This is a genomic window from Kitasatospora sp. NPDC032150 (assembly GCF_055579945.1).
The window spans coordinates 149,939-172,520 of record NZ_JBVIMH010000007.1 but is presented as its reverse complement, the minus strand read 5'-3'; the positions used below and the strand labels follow the sequence as shown (position 1 = coordinate 172,520).

23 protein-coding genes and 2 pseudogenes are annotated in these 22,582 nt (G+C 71.9%); 15 read left to right on the top strand and 10 right to left on the bottom strand.

Translation table 11 applies throughout. The features are described 5' to 3' along the window. The first annotated feature begins 1,357 nt into the window (after window positions 1-1,357). The 6 genes from ACZ5ON_RS11395 to paaE all read left to right on the top strand — a co-directional run bounded on the left by ACZ5ON_RS11395 (window position 1,358) and on the right by paaE (window position 7,066). Window positions 1,358-2,590: a M20 family metallopeptidase gene (locus ACZ5ON_RS11395; protein WP_465589123.1), complete on the top strand. Its 1,233-nt coding sequence runs from the start codon at window positions 1,358-1,360 to the stop codon at window positions 2,588-2,590. 635 nt (window positions 2,591-3,225) lie between these two features. Continuing rightward, window positions 3,226-4,203, top strand: a complete 978-nt coding sequence (gene paaA / locus ACZ5ON_RS11390) for a 1,2-phenylacetyl-CoA epoxidase subunit PaaA (protein ID WP_465589435.1) — start codon at window positions 3,226-3,228, stop codon at window positions 4,201-4,203. Continuing rightward, window positions 4,200-4,493 (top strand): 1,2-phenylacetyl-CoA epoxidase subunit PaaB, encoded by a 294-nt coding sequence (paaB, locus tag ACZ5ON_RS11385; protein WP_344637031.1) that lies wholly within the window; start codon window positions 4,200-4,202, stop codon window positions 4,491-4,493. Before paaA ends, paaB begins: the two co-directional genes overlap by 4 nt. Before the next feature lie 15 nt (window positions 4,494-4,508). Then, a complete protein-coding gene (gene paaC / locus ACZ5ON_RS11380; RefSeq protein WP_465589118.1) occupies window positions 4,509-5,408 on the top strand; it encodes a 1,2-phenylacetyl-CoA epoxidase subunit PaaC in 900 nt (299 codons plus the stop codon). Between the two features lie 74 nt (window positions 5,409-5,482). Beyond that, a complete protein-coding gene (gene paaD / locus ACZ5ON_RS11375) occupies window positions 5,483-5,995 on the top strand; it encodes a 1,2-phenylacetyl-CoA epoxidase subunit PaaD (protein ID WP_465589432.1) in 513 nt (170 codons plus the stop codon). Beyond that, a complete protein-coding gene (paaE, locus tag ACZ5ON_RS11370) occupies window positions 5,996-7,066 on the top strand; it encodes a 1,2-phenylacetyl-CoA epoxidase subunit PaaE (protein ID WP_465589114.1) in 1,071 nt (356 codons plus the stop codon). A gap of 365 nt (window positions 7,067-7,431) precedes the next feature. On the opposite strand, the gene ACZ5ON_RS11365 is transcribed toward paaE, so the two are convergent. Further along, window positions 7,432-8,220, bottom strand: coding sequence for a hypothetical protein (locus tag ACZ5ON_RS11365; protein ID WP_465589429.1), 789 nt, complete (start codon window positions 8,218-8,220; stop codon window positions 7,432-7,434). Window positions 8,221-8,412: 192 nt separating this feature from the next. Beyond that, window positions 8,413-8,784 carry a YbjQ family protein gene (locus tag ACZ5ON_RS11360; protein ID WP_465589111.1) on the bottom strand — a complete coding sequence of 124 codons (372 nt, stop codon included), beginning with the start codon at window positions 8,782-8,784 and terminating at the stop codon, window positions 8,413-8,415. Between the two features lie 135 nt (window positions 8,785-8,919). Between ACZ5ON_RS11360 and ACZ5ON_RS11355 the strand changes: the two genes are divergently transcribed. From ACZ5ON_RS11355 to ACZ5ON_RS11345, 3 genes and pseudogenes are all read left to right on the top strand, one after another. Further along, a complete protein-coding gene (locus tag ACZ5ON_RS11355; RefSeq protein ID WP_465589108.1) occupies window positions 8,920-9,846 on the top strand; it encodes a hypothetical protein in 927 nt (308 codons plus the stop codon). Between the two features lie 152 nt (window positions 9,847-9,998). Beyond that, window positions 9,999-10,769 (top strand): peptidyl-tRNA hydrolase, encoded by a 771-nt coding sequence (locus ACZ5ON_RS11350; protein WP_465589426.1) that lies wholly within the window; start codon window positions 9,999-10,001, stop codon window positions 10,767-10,769. A 278-nt stretch (window positions 10,770-11,047) separates the two neighbouring features. Beyond that, window positions 11,048-11,593 (top strand): annotated as a pseudogene (locus ACZ5ON_RS11345) (transposase family protein); the annotation flags it as partial. A gap of 4 nt (window positions 11,594-11,597) precedes the next feature. Here ACZ5ON_RS11345 and ACZ5ON_RS11340 read toward each other — a convergent pair. From ACZ5ON_RS11340 to ACZ5ON_RS11330, 3 genes are all read right to left on the bottom strand, one after another. Then, window positions 11,598-12,239, bottom strand: coding sequence for a carbonic anhydrase (locus ACZ5ON_RS11340; protein WP_465589105.1), 642 nt, complete (start codon window positions 12,237-12,239; stop codon window positions 11,598-11,600). Between the two features lie 151 nt (window positions 12,240-12,390). Beyond that, window positions 12,391-12,753: a hypothetical protein gene (locus ACZ5ON_RS11335; RefSeq protein ID WP_465589102.1), complete on the bottom strand. Its 363-nt coding sequence runs from the start codon at window positions 12,751-12,753 to the stop codon at window positions 12,391-12,393. A gap of 348 nt (window positions 12,754-13,101) precedes the next feature. After that, window positions 13,102-13,329: a hypothetical protein gene (locus tag ACZ5ON_RS11330; RefSeq protein ID WP_465589099.1), complete on the bottom strand. Its 228-nt coding sequence runs from the start codon at window positions 13,327-13,329 to the stop codon at window positions 13,102-13,104. Between the two features lie 482 nt (window positions 13,330-13,811). Here ACZ5ON_RS11330 and ACZ5ON_RS11325 point away from each other — a divergent pair, with 482 nt between their 5' ends. From ACZ5ON_RS11325 to ACZ5ON_RS11315, 3 genes are all read left to right on the top strand, one after another. Then, window positions 13,812-14,015 (top strand): cold-shock protein, encoded by a 204-nt coding sequence (locus tag ACZ5ON_RS11325; RefSeq protein ID WP_099897249.1) that lies wholly within the window; start codon window positions 13,812-13,814, stop codon window positions 14,013-14,015. Between the two features lie 367 nt (window positions 14,016-14,382). Continuing rightward, window positions 14,383-15,933, top strand: coding sequence for a DEAD/DEAH box helicase (locus tag ACZ5ON_RS11320; RefSeq protein ID WP_465589095.1), 1,551 nt, complete (start codon window positions 14,383-14,385; stop codon window positions 15,931-15,933). Between the two features lie 118 nt (window positions 15,934-16,051). Beyond that, window positions 16,052-16,432: a CBS domain-containing protein gene (locus tag ACZ5ON_RS11315; RefSeq protein ID WP_465589092.1), complete on the top strand. Its 381-nt coding sequence runs from the start codon at window positions 16,052-16,054 to the stop codon at window positions 16,430-16,432. 91 nt (window positions 16,433-16,523) lie between these two features. On the opposite strand, the gene ACZ5ON_RS11310 is transcribed toward ACZ5ON_RS11315, so the two are convergent. Both ACZ5ON_RS11310 and ACZ5ON_RS11305 read right to left on the bottom strand, forming a co-directional pair. Continuing rightward, a complete protein-coding gene (locus ACZ5ON_RS11310; protein ID WP_465589089.1) occupies window positions 16,524-16,802 on the bottom strand; it encodes an STAS domain-containing protein in 279 nt (92 codons plus the stop codon). Window positions 16,803-17,190: 388 nt separating this feature from the next. Then, window positions 17,191-17,472 carry a helix-turn-helix domain-containing protein gene (locus ACZ5ON_RS11305; protein WP_380459111.1) on the bottom strand — a complete coding sequence of 94 codons (282 nt, stop codon included), beginning with the start codon at window positions 17,470-17,472 and terminating at the stop codon, window positions 17,191-17,193. A gap of 904 nt (window positions 17,473-18,376) precedes the next feature. Here ACZ5ON_RS11305 and ACZ5ON_RS11300 point away from each other — a divergent pair. Further along, window positions 18,377-18,649, top strand: a complete 273-nt coding sequence (locus ACZ5ON_RS11300; RefSeq protein WP_465589086.1) for a hypothetical protein — start codon at window positions 18,377-18,379, stop codon at window positions 18,647-18,649. A 460-nt stretch (window positions 18,650-19,109) separates the two neighbouring features. Continuing rightward, window positions 19,110-19,265: a hypothetical protein gene (locus tag ACZ5ON_RS11295; protein ID WP_465589083.1), complete on the top strand. Its 156-nt coding sequence runs from the start codon at window positions 19,110-19,112 to the stop codon at window positions 19,263-19,265. A gap of 314 nt (window positions 19,266-19,579) precedes the next feature. On the opposite strand, the pseudogene ACZ5ON_RS11290 reads toward ACZ5ON_RS11295, so the two are convergent. Then, window positions 19,580-19,675: pseudogene (locus tag ACZ5ON_RS11290) on the bottom strand (GNAT family N-acetyltransferase); the annotation flags it as partial. Between the two features lie 3 nt (window positions 19,676-19,678). After that, a complete protein-coding gene (locus ACZ5ON_RS11285) occupies window positions 19,679-20,332 on the bottom strand; it encodes a TetR/AcrR family transcriptional regulator (RefSeq protein WP_465589080.1) in 654 nt (217 codons plus the stop codon). Window positions 20,333-20,469: 137 nt separating this feature from the next. On the opposite strand from ACZ5ON_RS11285, the gene ACZ5ON_RS11280 reads away from it, so the two are divergent. Further along, window positions 20,470-21,615, top strand: coding sequence for an FAD-dependent oxidoreductase (locus tag ACZ5ON_RS11280; RefSeq protein ID WP_465589077.1), 1,146 nt, complete (start codon window positions 20,470-20,472; stop codon window positions 21,613-21,615). 28 nt (window positions 21,616-21,643) lie between these two features. Here ACZ5ON_RS11280 and ACZ5ON_RS11275 read toward each other — a convergent pair whose 3' ends face one another. Next, a complete protein-coding gene (locus ACZ5ON_RS11275; protein ID WP_465589074.1) occupies window positions 21,644-22,522 on the bottom strand; it encodes an alpha/beta fold hydrolase in 879 nt (292 codons plus the stop codon). Window positions 22,523-22,582: the final 60 nt, after the last annotated feature.

Sequence of the window (22,582 nt, the reverse complement as noted above, 5' to 3'; positions counted from 1 at the left end):
CCGGTCATGGGGCATCGGTCGACCGTTGTCTGCCGTCTGCCGTCTGCCGTCTGCCGTCTGTCGTCGGGTGCCGGGCCTCCGCCTATTGCCGGGTGCCGGGCTTCCGCCGATGGGTAGGTTCTCTGCTGCCGGACTCACCGACCGCCCGTCATCCGACCCCGGGCATCCGTCGATCGCGGACCGGCTGCCGGGCGCGGTCCGTCGTAAGGTGGCGGCCGTCGGCACGCGATCGCCGTCGCTGCGTCATCGGTTCGTTGCCGACCGTGACCCCGCACGCCGGAATCCGGGCCTGTTGCCTGCCGGTTGCGCCCGGCTCGAAGTCCTGGAACGGCGTGAAGCGGTACGCGCCGGTCGTTCCTCCCGCGGTCGCCGATCTGGTACCAAACGCTGAGTGCTCATCACTCATCGGACGTGGATCGGCCGGGCGTTGCGGCTTCGCTGTGCAGTGATGCGGACGGAGGTCCATGGTGGAAGTGGGCGCGATCCCTCGACCGCGCTCGTGCGTTGGCCCAGGCCCGGGCTCCGTGCCCGACCGGGAACCGTCCCGGCGACCCGCCGTCCTCGCTCGGTGGCCGACGCGACGCAGTGCTCGGGGCACCTCGCAAGGGAACGAACCAATCTTCTAGGCTCACTTCTCGGCTTCCCCTGCACCGGCGCCCCGAGTGCACCGATGGATCAGGGGGCTGCCGTCCACACGGCCCCCGGGTCCAGCCGGGGCTGCCGGACCGAGCGAGGAGGACGCAGTGTTGCCCAGCCCGAGGTCGCACCAATCGGCGTTGCCCGACCGAGTCTGCGGCTGCCGGTGCCGCTATACCGGCGGCGATCGGGGAGGCGTCCGATGAGTCCGAGTACCAGCCCCAGTCCGAGCCCCGGTTCCAGTGCCGGGCCTGCTCCCGGTCCGGCTCACGGGCCCGCGCCCGGCCCCGCGCACGGTTCGGGTCAAGGGGCCGGTGCCGGTGCCGGTGGGAGCCTCGGTTCCGGTGCTAAGTCCGGACCCGGGGCTGGTTCGGGTGTCCGGCCCGGGAGTTCCCGTCCGGCCGGGCCGCAGACCGTGAGCGCGTACGCGGCAGCACACTCGCGTCCGGTCGGTGCCCGTGGCGTTCGTGTCGGCGGGGCCGACAGCGGCGGTGCGCGCGCGGCTGCCCCGAAGTCCGCGAGTTCGAGCCCGATAGCGCCCCGTGCCGCCGTGGCCACCGCCGCCACGGCAGCGGTCTCGGCATCGTCCGCCCGTACGGCGGCCCTACGGCCTTCGGTGCCCGGAGCAGCAGTTGGGGCTACCGCCGGGGCCGCGACTGGCACGGCGGCTGGGACGACGACTGGCACGGCGGCTGGGACGACGACTGGCGCGGCGGCCGGGATGACGGCCGGTGTTGCGGCCGGGACCGAGGGCACCGTGGCGGCCGGCGAGTGCATCGGCACGGCTGCGCTGCCCGGACTTCCGCAGGCGTTGAGCGCCCGCGCCCGCACGCTGGCCGGTGCCGTCCGCCGCCGCTGTGCCGATCTGGCCGGGATGGAGTCGCCGTCCGGAGACGCACCCCGGCTGGACGTCCTGGCCGAGGAGTTGGCCGCCGGCTTCCGGGCCACCGGGGCCGAGGTCCGTCGCGAGCCCGGGCCGGCCGGTGACCATCTGCTGCTCACCTGGGCCGGCCGGGACGAGACCCTGCCGCACCTCCTACTGGTGGGCCACCACGACACGGTCTGGCCGGTCGGGACGCTCCAGGACTGGCCGGTCCAGGAGGAGGACGGGCTGCTCAGCGGTCCCGGTGTGCTGGACATGAAGGCCGGTCTGGCGCTGCTCGAAGGCGCGTTCGCGCTGCTGGCCGATCTCGGCGAGCGGCCGCACCGGCCGGTCCGGCTGGTGGTGGTCGCTGACGAGGAGGTCGGCAGCCCGGACGGACGAAAGCTCGTGGAGCGCCAACTGCCGGGTGCCGCAGCCGTCCTGGGCCTGGAGCCGCCGCACCCGGACGGCCGGCTCAAGACCGCGCGACGCGGCAGCACCAGAGTGCGGCTGACCGTGACCGGCCGCGAGGCGCACGCGGGCAACCACGCCTCCGAGGGCGTTTCGGCCGTAGACGAACTGGTTGATCAGCTGGTCGCGGTGCGCAGTCTCGCCAGGCTTCCGGGCACCGAACTCAACGCCGGCCGGATCACCGGCGGCACCAGGGCCAACGTGGTGGCCGGCCGGGCCGAGGCCGAACTCGGTCTGCGCTTCGCCACCGCGGAGGCCCAGCGCAACACCCTCGACACCCTCGCCCACCTCACCGCCCTGCGTCCGGGTGCCCGGGTCCGGACCGAGGTGCTCTCCAGTCGCCCCGCTTGGCCGGAGCGTTCGGGCAACCCCCTGCTGCGGCACGTACGGTCGCTGGCCGCGGCCCTCGGTCAGAAGCTGGACGGTGCTCCGGCGGGTGGCGCGGGTGACACCAACCTGGCGGGTGCGCGCGGTCTGCCGACCCTGGACGGCCTCGGCGCGGTCGGGGCCGGTCCGCATGCCCGCGACGAGCACATCCGGGTGGACCAACTCGCCCCGCGCGTCGCCCTCCTGGCAGCGCTGCTCGCCGTCCCGCTGCCCCGGCTGCGCGAGCGGCCATAGCCGTCGCCGCTGCCCGGGGGTGGCCGCGCGGTGAGGCGATGGCCCGCGGAAGCCGGCGGCAGTCGGTCCGGCCGTGGAGGCGGCCGGACATTGCTCCGAGGGTGAGGCTCCGCTTGACCAGCTGCGTCAGTGAGCAGCGTCGCACCACCGTGGCGGTGGACCGTCGCGGTCGTCGCGCACGCAGCTGATCAAGCAGAGCCGCACCCGGGGGTACTTGGCCCGCCATTCGAAGCGGTCGGGCGACCGATTCCCTACTCCAGTAGCCGATCCGTCCCCGGCGGACCGGCCGTCCGGCGGACCGGCCGACCCTGCCAGGCCCTCGCGGTGCGTGCGCAATGGCCCCTGGCACCGTGCGCAAAGGTGGCACCGTGCGCAATGGACCCGTGACGCCTCGGTCGCCGCCTCGCGGAGATCGCGTTCGTCGACGGTCGGTGCCGCGGGCCGTCACCACGCCGTCGTTGCCAGACGACCGCTTGCCAAGCGCGGCAGACCATGGCAGATCGCAGCAGAACGCGGCAGATCACGCCAGGGCAGACTGCCGGTGATCGCCATCTCTTGTCATTCCCCGGCTCGACGCACAGAATGGTGCCGACCGAACGGTCAGTCGGGAGGTGGGTGCAGTGTCGGCACCGCAGATGGTCGATCAGCCCCTGGAGGGGCACTTCGAGATGGTGGTGGCCGCCGAGCAGCGGATCGAGCCACGGGACTGGATGCCGGACGCCTACCGGGCGACGCTCGTCCGGCAGATCGCGCAGCACGCGCACTCCGAGATCATCGGGATGCAGCCGGAGGGCAACTGGCTGACCCGGGCCCCCTCGCTGCGCCGCAAGGCGATCCTGCTGGCCAAGGCGCAGGACGAGGCGGGCCACGGCCTCTACCTCTACGCCGCGGCCGAGACCCTCGGGGTGGACCGGGCGGAGCTCACCGACAAGCTGATCTCGGGCCGGCAGAAGTACTCGTCCATCTTCAACTACCCGACCCTCACCTTCGCCGACGTCGGGGTGATCGGCTGGCTGGTGGACGGCGCGGCGATCTGCAACCAGGTGCCGCTCTGCCGCTGCAGTTACGGTCCGTATGCCCGGGCGATGGTGCGGATCTGCAAGGAGGAGTCCTTCCACCAGCGGCAGGGCTACGAGCTGCTGATGACGCTGATGCGCGGCACCGACGCCCAGCGCCGGATGGTGCAGGACGCGGTGGACCGGTGGTGGTGGCCGTCGCTGATGATGTTCGGCCCACCGGACGACGACTCGCCGAACACCGCCCAGTCGATGGCCTGGCGGATCAAGCGGCACACCAACGACGAGCTGCGGCAGCGATTCGTCGACATGACCGTGCCGCAGGCCGAGCACCTGGGCGTCACCCTGCCCGACCCGGCCCTGAGCTGGAACGAGGAGCGCGGCAGCTGGGACTTCGGCGAGCCCGACTGGTCCGAGCTGAAGCAGGTGATCAAGGGCCAGGGCCCGTGCAACACCCAGCGCGTCGAGCGCCGCCGCGCCGCTCACGAGGACGGCGCCTGGGTGCGCGAGGCGGCCGTCGCGTACGCGGCCAAGCGCAGAGCGGAGGCCGGCGGGGCCGGCGACCACCGGGACGAGGACGAAGGGGCAGGACGATGAGCGGGACCAAGGCCGACTGGCCGCTGTACGAGGTGTTCGTGCGCCCCAGGCGCGGCCTCAACCATGTGCACGTCGGCTCGCTGCACGCCCCCGACGACCGGATGGCGCTGCTCGCCGCCCGCGACCTCTACACCCGCCGCAACGAGGGCGTCAGCCTCTGGGTGGTCCGCTCGGACGCCATCACCGCCTCCGCCCCCGACGAGCAGGACCCGTTCTTCGCCCCCAGCGGTGACAAGGTCTACCGCCACCCGACCTTCTACGACATCCCCGAGGATGTCCCGCACATCTGACGGGGAGCACACGCCATGACCGATGGAACCGGCACGTCAGCCGACCACGTCTACCTGACCCTCTCCGAGGCGTCCCCGGAGCCCGAGGGCGAGGCCCGCTGGGCGTACGGGACGGGCTTCGCGGACCCGCTGCTCGGTGTGGACACCGCGCTGCCGCCGGGGACCGACGGCAGCGACCTCGGCGCCTACTGCCTGATGCTCGGCGACGACGCCCTGGTCCTGGCCCAGCGGCTGACCGAGTGGTGCACCCGGGCCCCCGAGCTGGAGGAGGAGGTCGCACTCGCCAACCTCGGTCTCGACCTGCTCGGCCAGGCCCGCCTGCTGCTCACCCGGGCCGGCCAGGTGGACGGCACCGGCCGCACCGAGGACGACTACGCGTACTGGCGTGCGGAGCACGAGTTCCGCAACGTCCGCCTGGTCGAGACGCCGAACGGCGACTTCGCGCACTGCGTCGCCCGGCTGCTGCTCTTCGCCACCGCCCGCCACGCGCTCTACCAGCGGCTCACCGGCCACGCCGACCCGGTGCTGGCGGCCGTCGCGGCGCGCGGAGTCAAGGAACTGGCCTACCACCGCGAGTACGCCACCGCCTGGACGCTGCGGCTCGGCGACGGCACCGAGTACTCGGCCCGGCGGATGCAGACGGCGCTGGACGCCCTCTGGCCGCTGCTGGAGGAGCTGTTCACCCCGCACCCGGTGGAGCTGCGGCTCGGCGTGGACCCGGCGGAACTGCGCGAAGGCGTGCTGAGGGAGCTCGGCGAGGTGATCGCCGAGGCCCGGCTGACCGTGCCGCAGGCCCCGCCGCTGGCGTACGTCGGCGGACGGGCCGGCCGCGACGGCGTCCACACCGAGGCGCTCGGCCCGCTGCTCGCCGAACTGCAGGTGGTGGCCCGCGCACACCCGGGGGCGACCTGGTGATGACCGCGACCTCGCACCACGACCCGGCGCAGCGCGGCGCGTCCGCGACCACCGCGCCTGCGACCACAACGTCCATGCAGGCCGCGCCCGCCGGTACCGCGGGTCCGGGAACCGCCTGGGAGATCGCGGCGGCCGTGCCCGACCCGGAGTTGCCGATGCTCACGCTGGCCGACCTCGGCGTGCTGAGCGGTGTCGAGGAGGCCGGCGGCACCGTCACGGCCTGGCTCACACCGACCTACTCGGGCTGCCCGGCGGTCGCCGAGATGGCCGCCGACGTGGACGCCCGGCTGCGCGCGGCCGGTTACCCGGAGGTCAGGGTCCGGCTGCGCCTCGACCCGCCGTGGTCCACCGACCTGATCACCGAGGCCGGCCGCCGCAAGCTGGCCGAGGCGGGGATCGCCCCACCCCAGCCCGGGTCCGGCCGTCCGGGTGTGCTGCGGCTCGGGCCGACCCGGCGGTCGGTGCACTGCCCGCAGTGCGGCTCCGCCGACACCGAGGAGTTGTCCCGCTTCGGCTCCACCGCCTGCAAGGCGCTCTGGCGCTGCCGCAGCTGCCGTGAGCCCTTCGACCGGATCAAGGAGATCTGAATGTCCGTCCGCCGACCGGCCTTTCACGAGCTGTCCATCGGGGCGGTGGAGCCGCTCTGCGAGGACGCGGTCGCGGTCACCTTCGAGGTGCCGCCGGAGCTGGCCCCCGAGTTCGCGTTCCGCCCGGGCCAGACGCTGACGCTCCGCCGAATCGTGGACGGCGCGGACGAGCGCCGCTCGTACTCGATCTGCTCGCCGGTCGGCGGACCGCTGCGGATCGCCGTCCGGGAGGTGCCCGGCGGGCTGTTCTCGCGCTGGCTGGTACGCGAGGCGGCGGTCGGCGGCCGGGTCGAGGTGCTGCCACCGTCCGGCCTGTTCAGCCCCGAACTGGGCGTTCCCGCACGGCATGTGCTGCTCGCGGCCGGTTCGGGGATCACGCCGATGCTGTCCATCGCGGGCTCGGTGCTCGCCGCGCACGAGGGCTCGGAGGTCACCCTGTTCTACGGGAACCGGCGCAGCGACACGGTGATGTTCGCCGACGAGCTGGCCGATCTGAAGGACCGCTACCTCGGCCGCTTCCAGCTGCTCCACGTGCTCTCCCGGGAGACCCGTGACGCCGAACTGCTCAGCGGGCGGCTCGATCCGGAGCGGGTCAGGGCCCTGGTGGAGGCCCTGGTGGACGTCGAGCACACCGACCACTGGTGGCTCTGCGGCCCGTACGGCATGGTGGCCGGCGCCAAGGAGCTGCTCGCCGAACTGGGCGTGCCCGCCGAGCGGGTGCACCAGGAGCTGTTCCACGCCGAGGACGAGCCGGTCGCCGAGCGTGTGGACGAGGACGGTGCGGTGGACGGCGAGTCGAGCGAGGTCACCGTGGTTCTGGACGGCCGTTCGGGCACCCTGGCCCTCCCGCGCGACCGGTCGATCCTGGACGGAGCCCAGCGGGCCAGGCCCGACCTGCCGTTCGCCTGCAAGGGCGGCGTCTGCGGCACCTGCCGGGCGCTGGTCACCGAGGGCGAGGTCACCATGCGCCGCAACTTCGCCCTGGAGGACAAGGAGGTGGCCGCCGGCTACGTCCTGACCTGCCAGGCCCGCCCGGTCTCCGACCGCGTCACCGTCGACTTCGACCGCTGACCGGCCACGTCGGAGAGCCCCGGTCCGCCCCCCGCCGGGCCCGGTTTTCCAACCGGCCTGACGATCACTAGGGTTCGGCCGTGACCGAACGTGAGACCGGCGACGAGCTGTGGGACGAGTTCGTCAGGGAATTCGAGAAGAACAACGCGATACGGGAGCCCAGTGCGGCTGAACGCACGGACGCCGGGCAGACCGCGGCCGCACAGGCTCCGCAGAACCGGCGGCGTTGGCTGAAGCCGGTGGCGGTCCTGGGCGGCCTGGCGGTCGCGGCCGGCCTGGTGGCGTACCCGGCCTGGTCGGCCCACCCGGTGGGGCAGACGGCGGCGCCCGTGCCGACGGCCACCGCCCCGGCCCCGGCGGCCCGCTCAGGGGCGCCGTCCACGATGGTCCTGGCAACCGCGCCGGTGCCGCTCTCCGTCTTTCCGGACCAGGTCCAGGGCTTCACACGGGTGGCCGAGACCACCAACCCGAAGTGCACCGGAGCGGACACCGTCGGGCCCACCCTGGCGGGACTGATCACGCAGAGCCACGGCTGCCTCGGCGTCGATCTGGCCTACTACAAGGACGCCGACAACAACGAGTACAACCTGGCGCTGTTCACCATGAAGGACCCGGTGGACACGGTGCACGTGACGATGGCGCTCAGTGCCGACCCCACCGACTTCCAGGTCGCGGTCCAGCTTCCCCCGGAGGGTTCGGGACTGCGGGCGCTGCCGGCCGACAGCGGCCTGGTCCAGCAGTTCGCGAGCATGGGGAACCTGATGCTCGTCGGGATGGCCCAGTGGTCCGACGGCCACAGCAGCGACTTCCAGCATCTGGAGGACCGACTCACGCCGCTGGTCAAGGCCGTGACGGGCCGGGTGCACAACTGACCGCGCAGGGCGTACCACCGGGAGCGCGTGCCGGGTCTCGTACGCCGAGAAGTACTCCGGCACCACCTCGCGCGCCGGGGCGGCCGGGTCGGGTGCGGGCAGCTCGAAGTCCGGCAGGTGGTGGAAACCGTGCACGGTGGCCATCCGCAGCGAGGGGGAGCGGTGTGCCCAGACGCTGCCGGGCGTGCTGCCGGCGTCCAGCACCACAAAGCCCGGTAGGCGCGAACCGCGTCGCCGCAGGTGGTAGGCGGCGGACAGGCCCGCCTGCCCCGCACCGATCACCACCGCGTCGACCGTGGTGACCTCGCGAAGCTTGTTGCACCGTAAACAGTCAGCCGGTGAAGCACCGGTTGCGGCGGGTTCCTTCCCACCTCCCGCCTGGCCGGGGAGGTTCCTGGCTGGGTCCCGGGACGGGCCGGGACGAGCGGAGAGGGTGCTGCCGCGCGGGAAGCACCCTCTCCGGACGAGTCAGGGTCAGGAGGCCGGGGAGATCACCACGGCCGTGCCGTAGGCGCAGATCTCCGTTCCGAGGTCGGCAGCCTCCGTGACGTCGAACCGCATGCCCAGCACCGCGTTGCCACCGCGCGCCTTGGTCTGCTCGATCAGCCGCTCCATCGCCTGGTTGCGGCTGTCCACCAGGGTCTTCGTCAGACCCTTCAGCTCACCGCCCATCAGGGACTTCAGTGAGGCGCCGATCTGGGTGCCGATGTGGCGGCTGCGCACGGTCAGGCCGAAGACCTCGCCGATCACCCGGTCGACCCGGCACCCGGGGACGTCGTTGGTGGTGACCACCAGGACCGCCGAGCCCTGCTCCTGCCCGCCGCCGTACTCTGCAATGTTGCTCATACCGCCATGCTTTCCTACCGGGTGGAACGCCACGCCGAGGACACGGCCGAACGGGCGGAGAATCTTTCGGAACAGGCAGAAGATCCTCTCACGGCACCGGTGAACCGCCACCCGAAAAAGCCGTACGGTAGCCCCATGGGCGAGCGAAACGATCATCCACAGGGGCCGGGCGCGGCGGAGGACTCCGAAGTGCCGGAGGTGGAGGCCACCGTGGTTCTCGGCATCCGCATCACGGACTGGCCCGCGCTGCGCGCCGCCGCGCGGGCGGTCGTCGAGGACCTGGACTTCGACGGCGTGGACCCGGAGGGCCAGCGCGCGGCACTGCTGCGCGAGGTCTCCGAGGACGCCAACGCGGCGCTCGGGGCGCTGCTCCATCCGGACCGGCTGGTCTCCACCATCCCGGGCGTCGAGGCGCTCGGCGGCACCCTGGAGATCAGCGTCACCGAGGACTTCGCCCCCGACTTCGCGGAGCTCTTCCCGCTGGAGGCGGAGGAGAGCGGCGGAGCCGTCGGCGACTGGACCTTCACCCCGCGCACCGCGTGCCTGCTGCACACCCAGCTGATCACCCTGGCCGACGCCGCCTACGACGACCTGGACGAGCACGAGGACGAGCCGGTCACCGAGGAGGAGGAGCACGAGTGGGCCGTCCTCGCCCGCCTCCCGCGCCGGACCTGGGGCATGCACCGCAGCTGGCGCCGCGCGCTGGCGAGGACCTTCGACGACCTGGCCGAGGACCTGGCGCTCGGCGAGTGGCCGCTGCCGCGCTGCCTCGCCGAGGAACTGGCCCTGCGGCTGGCCCTGGTGGACGCCCGTGAACTGCTCGGCGCCCAGCCGCAGGCGGTCGCCGACATGATGGGCGATCTGCCGGTGGACCTGTACGACTACGACTGGGACGGCTGCGTGGACGAGCTGTTCGGCGTCTACGGCCCGGACGACGGCGATCCGGACCTGGACGCCACCGACCGTACCGACCAACTCCTCGCCGCCACCCACCCGGAGGGCTGGTTCCTGCCGTACGAGGACGCGGAGGAGCGCGACCCGGCGCGCGGCTACCGGCGCTGACCGGTGTCGGCGCTGACCGGCGTCGGCACCGACCGGCGTCGGCGCTCCGGCGGACTCGCGCCGGCCCTCCCGGGTCGGCCCGGGGGCCCGGCGGGAGGGCGGAGGCGGCCTGGCATCCTGGTGAGGTGACCTCAGCCAACGAAGCCGACAACCTGGCCGCCACCCCGGCCGCCGTCGACCCGAACGACGGCGGCCGCACCGCGCCTGCCGAGCCGGAGCAGGCCGCGGCCGATCCCCGCGACGACCGCCCGCAGTACGTGCTGCCACTGCTGGTCCGGCTGGAGCGGGCCACCCCGCCGGGGCGTACCGACGCGCTGGAGACCTCGGCGCGCGCGGTGCTGGCGCTGCTCGCCGACGAGCGGGTCACCGCCGCCGAAGGGGAGTGGGCCGAGCGGGTCGCGGCCTGGGAGGACGCCCGGATCCGCAAGGTGGTCCGGCGGGCCAGGGGCGGCGAGTGGCGCAAGGCGAGCGAACTGCCGGGCATCACGGTGACGGGGGAGAGCGCCGAGGTGCGGGTCTTCCCGCCGGTCCCGCTGGACGGCTGGCCGAAGGAGCTGGCCAAGCTCCAGGTCTCCGGCACCGATCTCGACGACGTCGAGCCGCCGGCCGAACCCGCGCCCGGGGTCCCGGTGCTGTGGCTCAACCCCGAGCTGGAGATGAGCGCGGGCAAGACCATGGCGCAGACCGGGCACGCCGCCCAGCTGGCCTGGTGGCGGCTGGACGACACCCAGCGCAAGGAGTGGGCCGAGGCCGGGTTCCCGCTCGCCGTCCGTACCGCGAGCCCCGCGGACTGGGCCCGCCTGGCCGGCGGCGGCCTGCCGGTGGTGCGTGACGCGGGCTTCACGGAGATCGCCCCCGGGCCAACTGTTGCACTCGAAGGAGGCACGCGCTACTGCCCCACCCCGCGCCTACGACGCCCGTGAACGCACCACTCCGACCCCAACACGGCAAATTAGCAGGTGAGGCGCGCGCGTTCCCGGCAGTTGCGCGCCTCCGGCAGGTCCTCTCTCAGAGGGGGTGGGGGAGGGTGTCGCCCCCTCTGCCGGGCAAGACTGGTAGCTGTCCCCGGGGGCGCAGGCGCGGAGTTCAACCTGAGTAGGAGGTCGCGCAGATAGGCGCGGTGTCGGCACCCCAACAGCGGAACAGACACAGGCCTTGGCAATCATGGAGTTGCGACGTTCCCCGGTCACCGGGGAGACCTGTGCCTGTACTTGCGTCATGGCTGACCGAGCCACTCTGGAGCCAGTTTGCTGCGCTATTGCCTGAGCGGCCGACCTACGCGGCGACCCATCCGCCGGGCTGTCACAGGTCGCGCATCAGCGACCGGATCGTCTTCGACAAGTTACTGCTGAATTCGGCTGCTCCTACCAGGCGGTCGCTGACACGACCTGCTCGGCCACCACGATCCGCAACCGCCGTGACGAGTGGATCCGGCTCGGCGTGTTCGCCCGGTTCAAGCGGATCGCGCTGGAGTCCTACGGCCGGATAGTCGGTCTTGTCCTGGATGAGATCGCCGTTGACGGCTCGATCACCAAGGCCCCGGCGGTGGTGAGGCCGCTGGATGCTCCCCGGTTGACCGTGGCAAACAAGGATCGAAACGCTCGGGTATGACGGACGGTTACGGAATCCCTCTGGGTCGTGTCCTTGCCGGGGCGAATCGCCACGACTCGCCGCTGCTCGCCCCGACCCTGGACCGCCTGTCCGACTGGGACCATTGCCCGAGCACATCACTGTGAACCTGAACAGCCGGGTCACGCCACCGAGCCGACGGGCAGGTCGAGGCCCCGGGCGGTGACCAGGTGGGCGGTGCCGTCGGCGAGCCGGTAGGACAGCCCGACCACGGCGACCCGGCCGGCCTCGACCGCGTCGGCGAGTGCGCGGGAGCGCTCCAGCAGCAGGTCGACGGTGTGCCGTATGTGCTCGGCGATGAAGTCCGCGTCCTCGGTACGCCCGGCCGCGCGGGCAGCCAGCACGCTGGGGGTCACCTTCTCGACCACGTCCCGCACGTACCCGCCGGCGGTGGTGCCGTCGGCAACGGCGGCACGGGTGGCCGCGACCGCGCCGCATGCGTCGTGGCCAAGCACCACGACCAGCGGGGAGCCGAGCACGCTCACCCCGTACTCGATGCTGCCGAGCACCTCCGGGCCAGCGACGTGCCCGGCGGTGCGGACCACGAACAGGTCCCCCAGCCCCCGGTCGAAGATGATCTCGGCGGCCAGCCGCGAGTCGGAACACCCGAACAACACCGCGAACGGGCTCTGGGCCGGTGCGATCTCGGTACGGCGGGCGGCGTCCTGGTTCGGGTGCTCCGGCGAACCCGCGACGAACCGCCGGTTGCCGGCCAGCAACGTCTCGAAAGCTTCCCGGGGCGTCGCAATGAGGGCTTCGGTCATGGCCGCAGACTACGACCCGGCCCTGCCGTCCGCGCGGGCACCCCTTGCCCGCCGCCCTACCCGCTGGCTGCGCCCGTCGTGGCCCCGGTGAACGCACTGCTGCGAGGAGGCAAGGCGCCGAGCCGGTCGGCCACTTGGCCTGCTGTGGCGATCAGGAATCGGAGTAGCTGAGGTCCCCGACCGTCCAGCTGCTGACGTCCTCGATGGCGATGCGGTACATGCCGCCGGTGTGGGGCAGTCCGAAGTCGCCCTGCAGGATCTTCGCCCGGTGGAGATGCAGATGGGTGGGCCGTGCGGGCGGGGCGTCGGCGGGCGGGGCGAAGAGAGCGGCGAAGGGCTTAAGGTGCTCCGAGGCCTGGAGGACCTCGGCCACCCGCTCCAACCACAGGGCCACCGGGGCGAGCCTGCCGGTGATCACGGCTCCGGGGACCGCTACGGTCAGGGACATCTGGTTGCTGTGCTCAGACTCGACCATCGCCGCGATGTCGACGAGCAGCACGTCGGGGTTCGACATATCCCACAGAATATGACACCGCCTCCGCGGGCCCAAGGGCCTGGGCGGCAGCCATGGCAGTCACGCGCCTTGCGCCTGCTGTACGGCAGCCGTGAGGGCCGGGCCGTCGCCCGGATCGCGCGGGCCGGCGGTGACGAGCAGGGTCGGCTCCGATGGTGGTGACGGTGGAGCCCGCAGAGCCGAGGACCTCCGGCAGGTCCAGCATCAGCTCACTGCGGATGCCGCGGAAGCCGGTGCGCCCGGCGACGACGGCGGGATGCGGGCAGGCGTGGAGGGTCGGTCCGATCAGCTCTTGGCCTGCGCCCATCCCAGCACCAGTGATCCCCGGAGAACCGCGTGCGTCCGGTGTCAGAGTTTGAACATCGTGGTGTAGGGCTGGGTGATGCGTTCCTGTCGCGTTCCGAAGTCGACGAGTACCGCGATGTCGCTGTCGCCTTCGACGCCGATGGCCCGGCCGAGGCCGTACGTGTCGTGGGTGACGCGGTCACCGACGGCGAAGTGTTTGCGCGGTGCTTCGGTCCGGGCTTTGAAGGGGCTGGCGGGCAGGACACGGCGGGCTGCTGAAGATTTCGTCATTCCATGCAGTATGCGCCGAAAATCGCGGGAGCGCGCCTTCTTCGCGCACTCGATTCCGGAGTGCCTCCGGATGGCGCCGGTGGGCGTGGCACGCCGCTTTCGCGGGTCTGCCGCGCCGAGGGCAGGATCGGCGCCTACGCGACTCGCCCTCCCCGGAGAGCAACTGGCCGGCACCCAAAGGGGCGGACGACATTCCCAACTAGGCTGCCATGCAGTCACTTTGACAGTCCCGCGACCTCGCAGCCGGCGCCTCCCAGCAAGGGGCGTCGCAGAACCGGGGGCGGAATATCCACCCGCGCCGGGCCCGGGCCTGCTAGAGTCGTTTTAGTTGCAGTAGTGGTTCCCATGAACTTTGTGTGCGCCTGCTGATGTTTCGCAGGCGCCTTTTTGTTTCCCGGCTCTTCCCCGGGTGGGTGCTCATCGCGGCGACTCGAAGCGCGCGCTGTGCACGCTTCGGACAGCCCCTTGAAGGAGATTTTTTAATGGCTAATGGCACTGTGAAGTGGTTCAACGCGGAAAAGGGCTTCGGCTTTATCGAGCAGGACGGTGGCGGCGCTGACGTCTTCGCCCACTACTCGAACATCAACGCCAACGGCTTCCGTGAGCTGCTCGAGGGCCAGAAGGTCGAGTTCGACGTCACGCAGGGTCAGAAGGGCCCGCAGGCCGAGAACATTCGTCCGCTGTAGTTTCTGCCACGGCACCCGCCTGGTAGCGAGGGGCCCGCACCGAGTACAGGATGCCCGGTGCGGGTCCCTCGGCATTGCTCCACCATGCACATCCCCGGCCGTTCAGGCCCCTTGGCTCCGCCACCGGCGGCCATCCCCACGCGAGACGAGCAGCGCCGCGTCCGGACCGCCGCCCTGCCGTGACATCCCACGGTTCGAGGATCTCCGTTCCCGCCCCGGCGGTGAGCGCCGACCTGAGGTGACGTGCCGCACGGTTTCACCGTTCACGCCCCGCGCTCCACACTTTCGGCCCGTTCCCTCGCGACCTCCTGCCGGCGCCCCGTGCCGCGGAGCCGCCTCGCGACGTGCCACCCCCGGAAGGTTTCACATGAACCGCTCCCGCCGCTCCCCGTACCAGAACGCCAACTCCCGTTCCTCGGCCTCCTCCCGATCCGCCGGCGCCGCCTACGGCTCCCGCTCGGGTGGCGGCTCCTTCTGCGGCGACCGGCCGGCCAGCGGCCGTAGTGCCCGTCAAAGCCTTTCCTCGCAAGGCGAGTTCGTGATGCCAGTGAGCACCACCCCGGCGCTGCCCGCCGTCGAATCGTTCGACGAGTTGGGCATGCCCAAGGCGCTGCTGTCGGTGCTGACCCGCCAGGGCGTGACCACGCCGTTCCCGATCCAGGCCGCGACCCTGCCGAACTCGCTGGCCGGACGTGACGTCCTCGGACGCGGACGGACGGGCTCCGGCAAGACCATCGCGTTCGGTCTCGCGGTGCTGGCCCGCCTCGCCGGCCGGCGCGCGGAGCCGCGCCGGCCGCTGGCCCTGGTGCTGGTCCCCACCCGCGAGCTCGCCCAGCAGGTCACCGACGCCCTCACCCCGTTCGCGCACGCGGTGCGGCTGCGGATGGCGGCCGTGGTGGGCGGGATGTCGATCGGCCGCCAGGCCCAGGCGCTCAACCGCGGGGCGGAGGTCGTCGTGGCCACCCCCGGCCGGCTCAAGGACCTGATCCAACGCGGCGACTGCCAGCTCGACGCGGTCGGCGTCACCGTCCTCGACGAGGCCGACCAGATGGCCGACATGGGCTTCCTGCCACAGGTCACCGAACTCCTGGAACAGGTCGCCGAAGGCGGCCAGACGATGCTGTTCTCCGCCACCCTGGACCGCAACGTCGACCGCCTCGTCCGGCGCTTCCTGAAGGACCCGGTCACCCACTCGGTGGACCCGTCCGCGGCGGCGGTCAGCACCATGGAGCACCACGTGCTGCACGTGCAGAACTTCGACAAGAACGCCACGATCGCCCACATCGCCTCCCGTGACGGCGGGGTGATCATGTTCACCGACACCCGGGGCCGCGCCGACGCGCTGGTGGAGGACCTGCTCGCCAAAGGGGTCAAGGCCACGGCCCTGCACGGCGGCAAGTCCCAGCCCCAGCGCACCCGCACCCTGGAGCAGTTCCGCACCGGCCAGGTCACGGCACTGATCGCCACCAATGTCGCAGCGCGGGGCATCCACATCGACGGTCTCGACCTGGTCGTCAACCTGGACCCGCCGAGCGACCACAAGGACTACCTCCACCGGGGCGGCCGCACCGCCCGGGCCGGCGAGTCCGGCACCGTCGTCACCCTCGTCCTTCCCAGCCAGCGCCGCCAGACGGCCCGCATGATGGCCACCGCCGCCATCACCCCCGTCACCACCCGCGTCAGCGCCGGAGACGAGGACCTGACCCGCATCACCGGCGCCCGCGTCCCCACCGGCGTGCCCGTCGTCATCGCCGACCCCGTCGTCGAACGCCCCCGCCGCAGCGCGGCCACGAACCGCGGCCGCCGCGAACGCCCGGCCCCCACCGGCGGCGACACCCGCGCCATCGCAGTGAGCCGCGACACCCAGAGCCCCTCCGGCCGCCGCCGGGCACCCAGGCGCACGGTCCTCGCGGCCTAGAGGACAGGCCCGGGCCGGACCGCCCCCGCGGTCCAAGCCCAGGCGGACCCCGGCGGCCGTCCCACGGCCGGCACCCCGACCACCGCCGCCCCCGGCGGAAACGACACCACGGAGCCCCATGACCCTCACCCTCGAACGCCCCGCGACCACCACCACGGTCCACGACCTCATGACCCGCCCCGACCTCCAGATCAGCGACGACGTCATGCTCGACATGGCGATCCACATCCTGAACGGCTCCGGCGCCGACCACCTCCTGGTCCGCGACGACGACGGCCGCTGCGCCGGGCTGCTGACCCGCCTGCACCTCGCCCCGTTCCAGACCCGCACCCGGTCCAACGAGCGCACCCCGGTCCGCGACATCGCCTTCGACCGAGCCCCGTTCGCCACCGCCGACATGCTCGCCGCCACCGCAGCCACCGCCATGCGCGCCCGAGGCCTGGCCATGTGGCCGGTGGTCGACCCCGACGGCCACGCCATCGGCCTGCTCAGCCTCTAGACCGGCCCGTCGGCCCGGGCACACCGGGACGACCGGGCGGCGCAGGATCCTGGAATACCCTGCGCGCCAGCGGCCTCCACGGGGTCGGAGCTCACCTGCCCCACCTGGTCGAGGCCTGGTGGGGGCAGCAGGGCTGCGACCGGCGGGGCGGGTTGAGTAAGTGGAGTCTCGTGCCTGTTTGGCGGGCAATCACGTGGGCGCGGATGAGGGCGTCGAGGCCGCCGGGGTCGAAGAAAACGACTCGGGACCTGTCGACCACCAACTCCCGCAGAACGGAAGGTCCGTCCAGGGGGCTGTCCACGGCGGCGGCCAGCTGCGGGCCGGTTTCCCGGTCGCGCTCGCCCACCGCGTCGAGAACCAGGCCGCCCATTCCCGCTCACAGGCGGATTCGGTGTCCCGCCCGCTGCCACCGCTCACTTCGCGACGCGGGCGTCGCGAAGTGGCCATCGGGGGTTGTCGGTCCAGGGGGGTGGGAGGGTGGGGCGGCCCGCTCACGAGGGGAGTCCGGTCCGGGCCCACGCTGCGGGGCACGGGTCATGCCCCGGGCAGAACGGTGGTGAACAAACGCCCTGGGTGTGACTCAACCAGGACGCAGAGTCGTCGCACCGGGCGGCCCGGGGCCGGTCGGCGCCGATGTCGGCCGTACAGGTGGGGAGCGCCGGCCGGCGATCGGGGGCCGGGGCTTCTCGCTCGCGGGGCGGCCTGCGGTGAGCACCTGCCGCTCACCGCAGGCCGGTCTCGTCGGCCTGGCGGGCAGGTCAGGTGTCCGCGGTGGGCTCCTGGCGGTGTTGGGAGCGGCGGAGCTGTTCGTTGAGGCGCAGGGCTTCTTCGAGTTGGTCTTCGAGGATGACGATGCGGCAGGCGGCTTCGATGGGGGTGCCCTGGTCGACGAGGTCGCGGGCGCGCATGGCGATGCGCAGTTGGTAGCGGGAGTAGCGGCGGTGGCCGCCGTCGGAGCGTAGGGGGGTGATGAGGCGGTGTTCGCCGAGGGCTCGCAGGAAGCCGGGGGTGGTGCCGGTCATCTCGGCGGCGCGGCCCATGGTGTAGGCGGGGTAGTCGTCGTCGTCGAGTTTGTCGGGTGTGTCGGGGCTGGCCGTTGTAGTCACTGCACCTCTCTGGTTCTCGGGGAGAACGCGTCGAGGGGCCCCGGGGCCGTGTCGGCTCCGGGGCCCCGAAGGGGAACAACACCATCTACCGGCCTGGGCCGGTCCTGTTACTTCCGCACTGCCCCGGGGGAGGGGGTGTGCGGGGATCGCGTATGCGTGACCGGAAACCACCGTCCTTGCGTTGGGGTCTGCGGTGTCCGCCCGGGCGAGCATTCACGGGCCGGGCGATCCTGATGGCGCTTGCGCCCTCCGTTCATCCGTTGTTCTGACCTGTCACTTTCGTACTGCTGGTACTGCACCTGCTGAACTGCGTACTGCTGGTCGGTGGCCGTGACGGCCCACCCGGTCCGGCAGCTGGCCCCGCCAGCCGTCCTGCACCTGCGCTGGCCTGGAACCCCACTGCCTGGACCCCTCGGCACGCGCGCCCGCAGTCTGGGCGCCTTTGCCGAGGTCCTGCCTTGTCTTGCGACTGCCGGTACTGCACTCACTGAACTGCGTACTGCTCGATACCACTGGTGGCGGCCCCTGATGCCTGCGGGCCGCCCGGTCCGGCAGCCAGTCCCGTCGCCGTCGTGCACCTGCCTGGCTTCGGAACTCCACTGTCGGACCGAACTGCGAACTTGCGTCCAACAGCCCGGCCAGTTCGTGTCTGGCCGGTATCGCCGACTGCTGTCTACGAGAGAAACGTTAGACCCGTCCGCGAGCAATGTCTACTCCGGCGCGCATAGATTTTGCGGCGCCCGTGAGTGAGGTAGTTTCCCGCTGCGCGGCGGCGGCAACCCCCCGAACCGCCGCCGCGCGACCGAAGTACCCAGCGAGACCGCGCAGGGAGGCGGGAATGGAAGCGCTGGTGCCGGCGGCACCGGAGACGGCCCGGCACGGACAGGCGGACCTGATCGAGGCGATCATCGAGGCCGTGTCCGACGGCGACGGCCGAGCCGTCCGCCGGCTGCTGGCCCGCCTCGCCGAACTGGCCACCATCACCGACCTGTACGCCCTGCGCGACGCCCTCGATACCGCCCGCCAGGCCAACGATCAGAGGTATCTGCGACCCTCCGCTGGGGAACCGCCCACAGACCTGCCCGACTCGGCGCACTGCCACTGGGCTTGACAGCGATCGCGAGCCCCTGACCTGCGGCGATGCTTCGGCCATAGGGTCGTGAAAGGCCGCTAGATCAGTGGCATTGCGGCTGGCGGTACCCGGTGCCGTTCATGACGGCCCAGTAGACGGTCCTGGTCGGGCCCGGCCTGACCAGTCCATTCCCCCCAGGACAGGTGCGGCGCCACCGCCATTGGCGAGCAGGTCGAGGATGTCGATCCCGATCCGCGCCCGGCACAGGCACTCGAAGTCCACCGACAGATGCAGCGGCCTCCTCCCCGGCCTCCCGAGCCGGTGCACGGAGAACAGCGGCGCAGCCTCGAGGTGCGGCTGCCACCATCCAAATGCCGGCCGCCAGGTCCTGCAGCTCCCTCATGCGCACGGCGTCGTCGCGAGGGTGCAGCTTGGTGGCCGGGCAGGGGCAGCGCTGATCTTCGTCCCCCTCGACGGGGCCTCGGTAGGCCCCGGGTACGTGAACGTGGCCTACGCCAAGGCGCTGGTCAAGGACTGCCCCGCGATCGGCACCGACGACGTCCTGCCCGCCGAGGACGAGGAGGACGTCTTCCGGCACTACGGCCTCCCCTATCGGCAGGGCGCTGTGGGAGAGCGCCAGCTCGCCCGTCGCTGAAAACGTCCGTCCCGCGAGGGGCATGTGATGGTCCTCCTCCTGGTTGTCGTCGTGGCGGTCGTCCTGGGCCTCGTCGGTGTCGTCGTCCATGGCTCAGGGCGCGGCTACCGCGTGGGGTTCCCATTCGACGGCGATGTGTGGCCAGGAGGCGGGCCAGATACTCCACCACGTGGCGTGGGACGTCGACGTGGCCACATAGCTGACCAACCGTGAAGCCCCTGGTAGGTGCGGACATGATCTTGTGGTGAGACCTGTCCCACCAGGGGCTTCGCGGCTGTCCATGGCCGGGTGCGCGGTGTGGTGAGCCCGGCTCGGAGCGCGATGAGACCCGCGTTCGTCGGCTTGAACTCGCAGGCGTCGAAGTAGAGCGCCCGTAGGTCGTCCTCGAAATCGACGTGCAGCCGTTCGCAGCCCTATGTGGTTGGGGAGGGGGCTGTGGCGGGTCTGCCGGGCTTGGGGTCGTGTTGGGCGACCGTAGTCGTCCAGCCCTGGTCGAGCAGGAGGCAGGCCTGGTCGATAGCGGCGACGGGGTCTGGGCGGGAGCCGGCGAACGCGAGGATTTCGAGGGTGAACCGGGCGTAGGCGGCGCAGATGAGGTCGCCGTGCGACCGGCCGGTCTGGTCGGCGAGAGCGCGAGCCAGGGCGTGTTCGTGGCGCAGCCACATCGTGCGGGAGTACTCGCGCAGGGCCGGGGTCTCCTGGACGAGCCGCTGGAAGTCGGCGAAGCGGGGGTCTCGGGTGTGGGCCGAGTCGACGAAGCCGGTGAGGTGGGCGCGTAGAGCGTGGGGGATCGTCTGGCCCGGCGGCCGGTTGGTGACCGCGCGGACCAGGGCGGCCTCGTTGCGGGCGTCCTCGTCGAAGACCAGGGCCTCTTTGCCTTGGGGGAAGTAGTTGAACAGGGTCGACACCGACACGTCGGCACCCTCGGCGATCTCGCGGACGCTCACCTGCTCGTAGCCGCGTTCAAGGAACAGCCGCAGTGCTGTGTCGGCGATCGCCTGGCGGGTGGCGGCCTTCTTGCGTTCGCGCCGCCCGCCCGTTTGTGCGCGGTCGATCGTCTCTGCCATGCGTGCAACCCTACCCGGCATCGAGCAAAGGTGAAACGGTTGCATATTTGGAAGCGTTCCAAAACAATGGAGGCGGCGCCTGACGGGTCCGCGGCACAGGGTCGCGGCCGTGATCCGGCGCCGGCGAAGGGAACCCCATGAACTCCGTAGCACCTGGCCAGGCCAGGATCAGCATCATCGGCGCCGGACCTGGCGGGCTGACCTGCGCCCGCATCCTCCAGCGGCGCGGCCTCGCGGTCACCGTCCACGACCGCGACCCGGGACCCGACGCGCGCAACCAGGGTGGCACCCTGGACCTGCACGCCGACAACGGCCAGATCGCCCTGCGCGAAGCCGGCCTGCTCGACGAGTTCTTCACGCTGGCCCGCCCCGAAGGGCAGGAGATGCGCCGGCTGGACCCGACCGGCACGATGACGTCCCATCAGGTCCCGGCGGCCGACGAGCTCTTCAAGCCAGAAATCGACCGTGGCCAGCTGCGCGACCTGCTGCTCGACTCCCTGCAGCCGGGAACCGTGCACTGGGACCGCGCCCTCGACACGATCAGCGGGCCCGCGGACGGGCCGCGGCAGCTGCACTTCGCCGACGGCACGACCATCGAGACCGATCTGGTCATCGGCGCCGACGGCGCCTTCTCCCGAGTGCGTCCGGCCGTGTCTCCCGCCGTCCCTGGGTACACCGGGGTGAGCTTCCTGGAGGCTTGGTTCTCCGACGTCGAGAACCGACACCCCGACGTTGCCGAGCTGGTCGGCCTGGGCGGCGCACATGCAGCCGACGGCGAGCGCGCTCTGTTCGCCCAGCGCAACAGCGGAAACCACATCCGCGTCTACCTCATCCAACGAGCCCCGGTCGACTGGATCAGCCGGAGCGGCCTGACCGCCGCCGACACCGATGCCATCCGCGCCCTGCTCCTCGACGAATACGCCGACTGGTCGCCCCGCCTGCGCCGGATGATCACCGACAACGACGGTCCCTACGTCGACCGCCCGATCTTCGCCCTCCCCGTCCCGCACACCTGGGAGCACAACCCGACCGTGACCCTGCTCGGCGACGCCGCCCACCTCATGCCCCCGCTCGGCGTCGGCGTCAACCTCGCCATGCTCGACGCCAGCGAACTCGCCCTCGCCCTCGCGAACGCGGCCACCGTCGACGACGCCATCCGCGCCTACGAGAAGACCATGCTCCCCCGCTCCACCGAGACAGCCAAGATCCTCGAACGCGGCGCCGAGCACCTGCTGTCCGCCGATATCCCCGACTTCGGCGACGAGGCCGCCACCCAGCCCTGAGCCCCCGCCCGCGAGAGCGCCTCGGTCTTCAGCGGGCGAGGAGGTCTCGAAGTGTCTTGGCAATGTCGGCGGGGGCTTCTTCGGCCATGAAGTGGCCGCAGGTGACGATGGTGTGCCGAAGGTCCGGTGCCCAGGCGCTCCACAGGGCTGCCGCGTCGAAGCCGAGGGCGGCGCCCCAGTCCTGCTGGAGCACGGTGACCGGCATCCGTAGGCGGTTGCCGGCGTCCCGGTCGGCCTGGTCGTGGTCGACGTCGATGCCGGCGGAGGCGCGGTAGTCGGCCACGATCGAGGGCACCGCGTCGCGGCAGGCGTCCAGGTAGGCGGCGCGGACGTCGGCGGGGATCGCCTGCGGGTTGTTGGTCCAGACGTCGAGGAAGTGGCCGAAGAAGGCGTCCGGGCTGGCGGCGATCATCTGCTCGGGCAGGCCCGGGGGCTGGGCCATCAGGTAGAGGTGGAAGCCGACGGCGGCGGTCACACCGCGCATCACCTCCCACATGTCCAGCGTGGGGAGCACGTCGAGGCAGGCCAGGTGAGTGATCGTCTCGGGGTGGTCGAGCCCGGCGCGGAAGGCGACCAGGGCGCCGCGGTCGTGTCCGGCCAGCGCGAAGCGCTCGTGCCCCAGCGCACGGGTCAGGGCGACGATGTCCGCGGCCATGGTGCGCTTGGCGTAGGTGGTTCCGTCGGTCTCGGCAGGCTTGTCGCTGGCGCCGTAGCCGCGCAGGTCGGGGCAGATCACAGTGTGATCGGCCGCGAGGTCGGCGGCGACATGCCGCCACATCAGGTGTGTCTGCGGGAACCCGTGCAGCAGCACGACCGGGGTGCCCGAGCCGCAGACGGCTGCGTTCAGGGACACGCCGTCGGCGACAGGGACGCGCTGGTAAGTGGAACCGGTGATGGAAGGCGCCATGGTTTCGCCCTTTCTCCATAGGTGGCCAGGTGCCTGGCAGCCTGCCGGGCGCGGATGAGC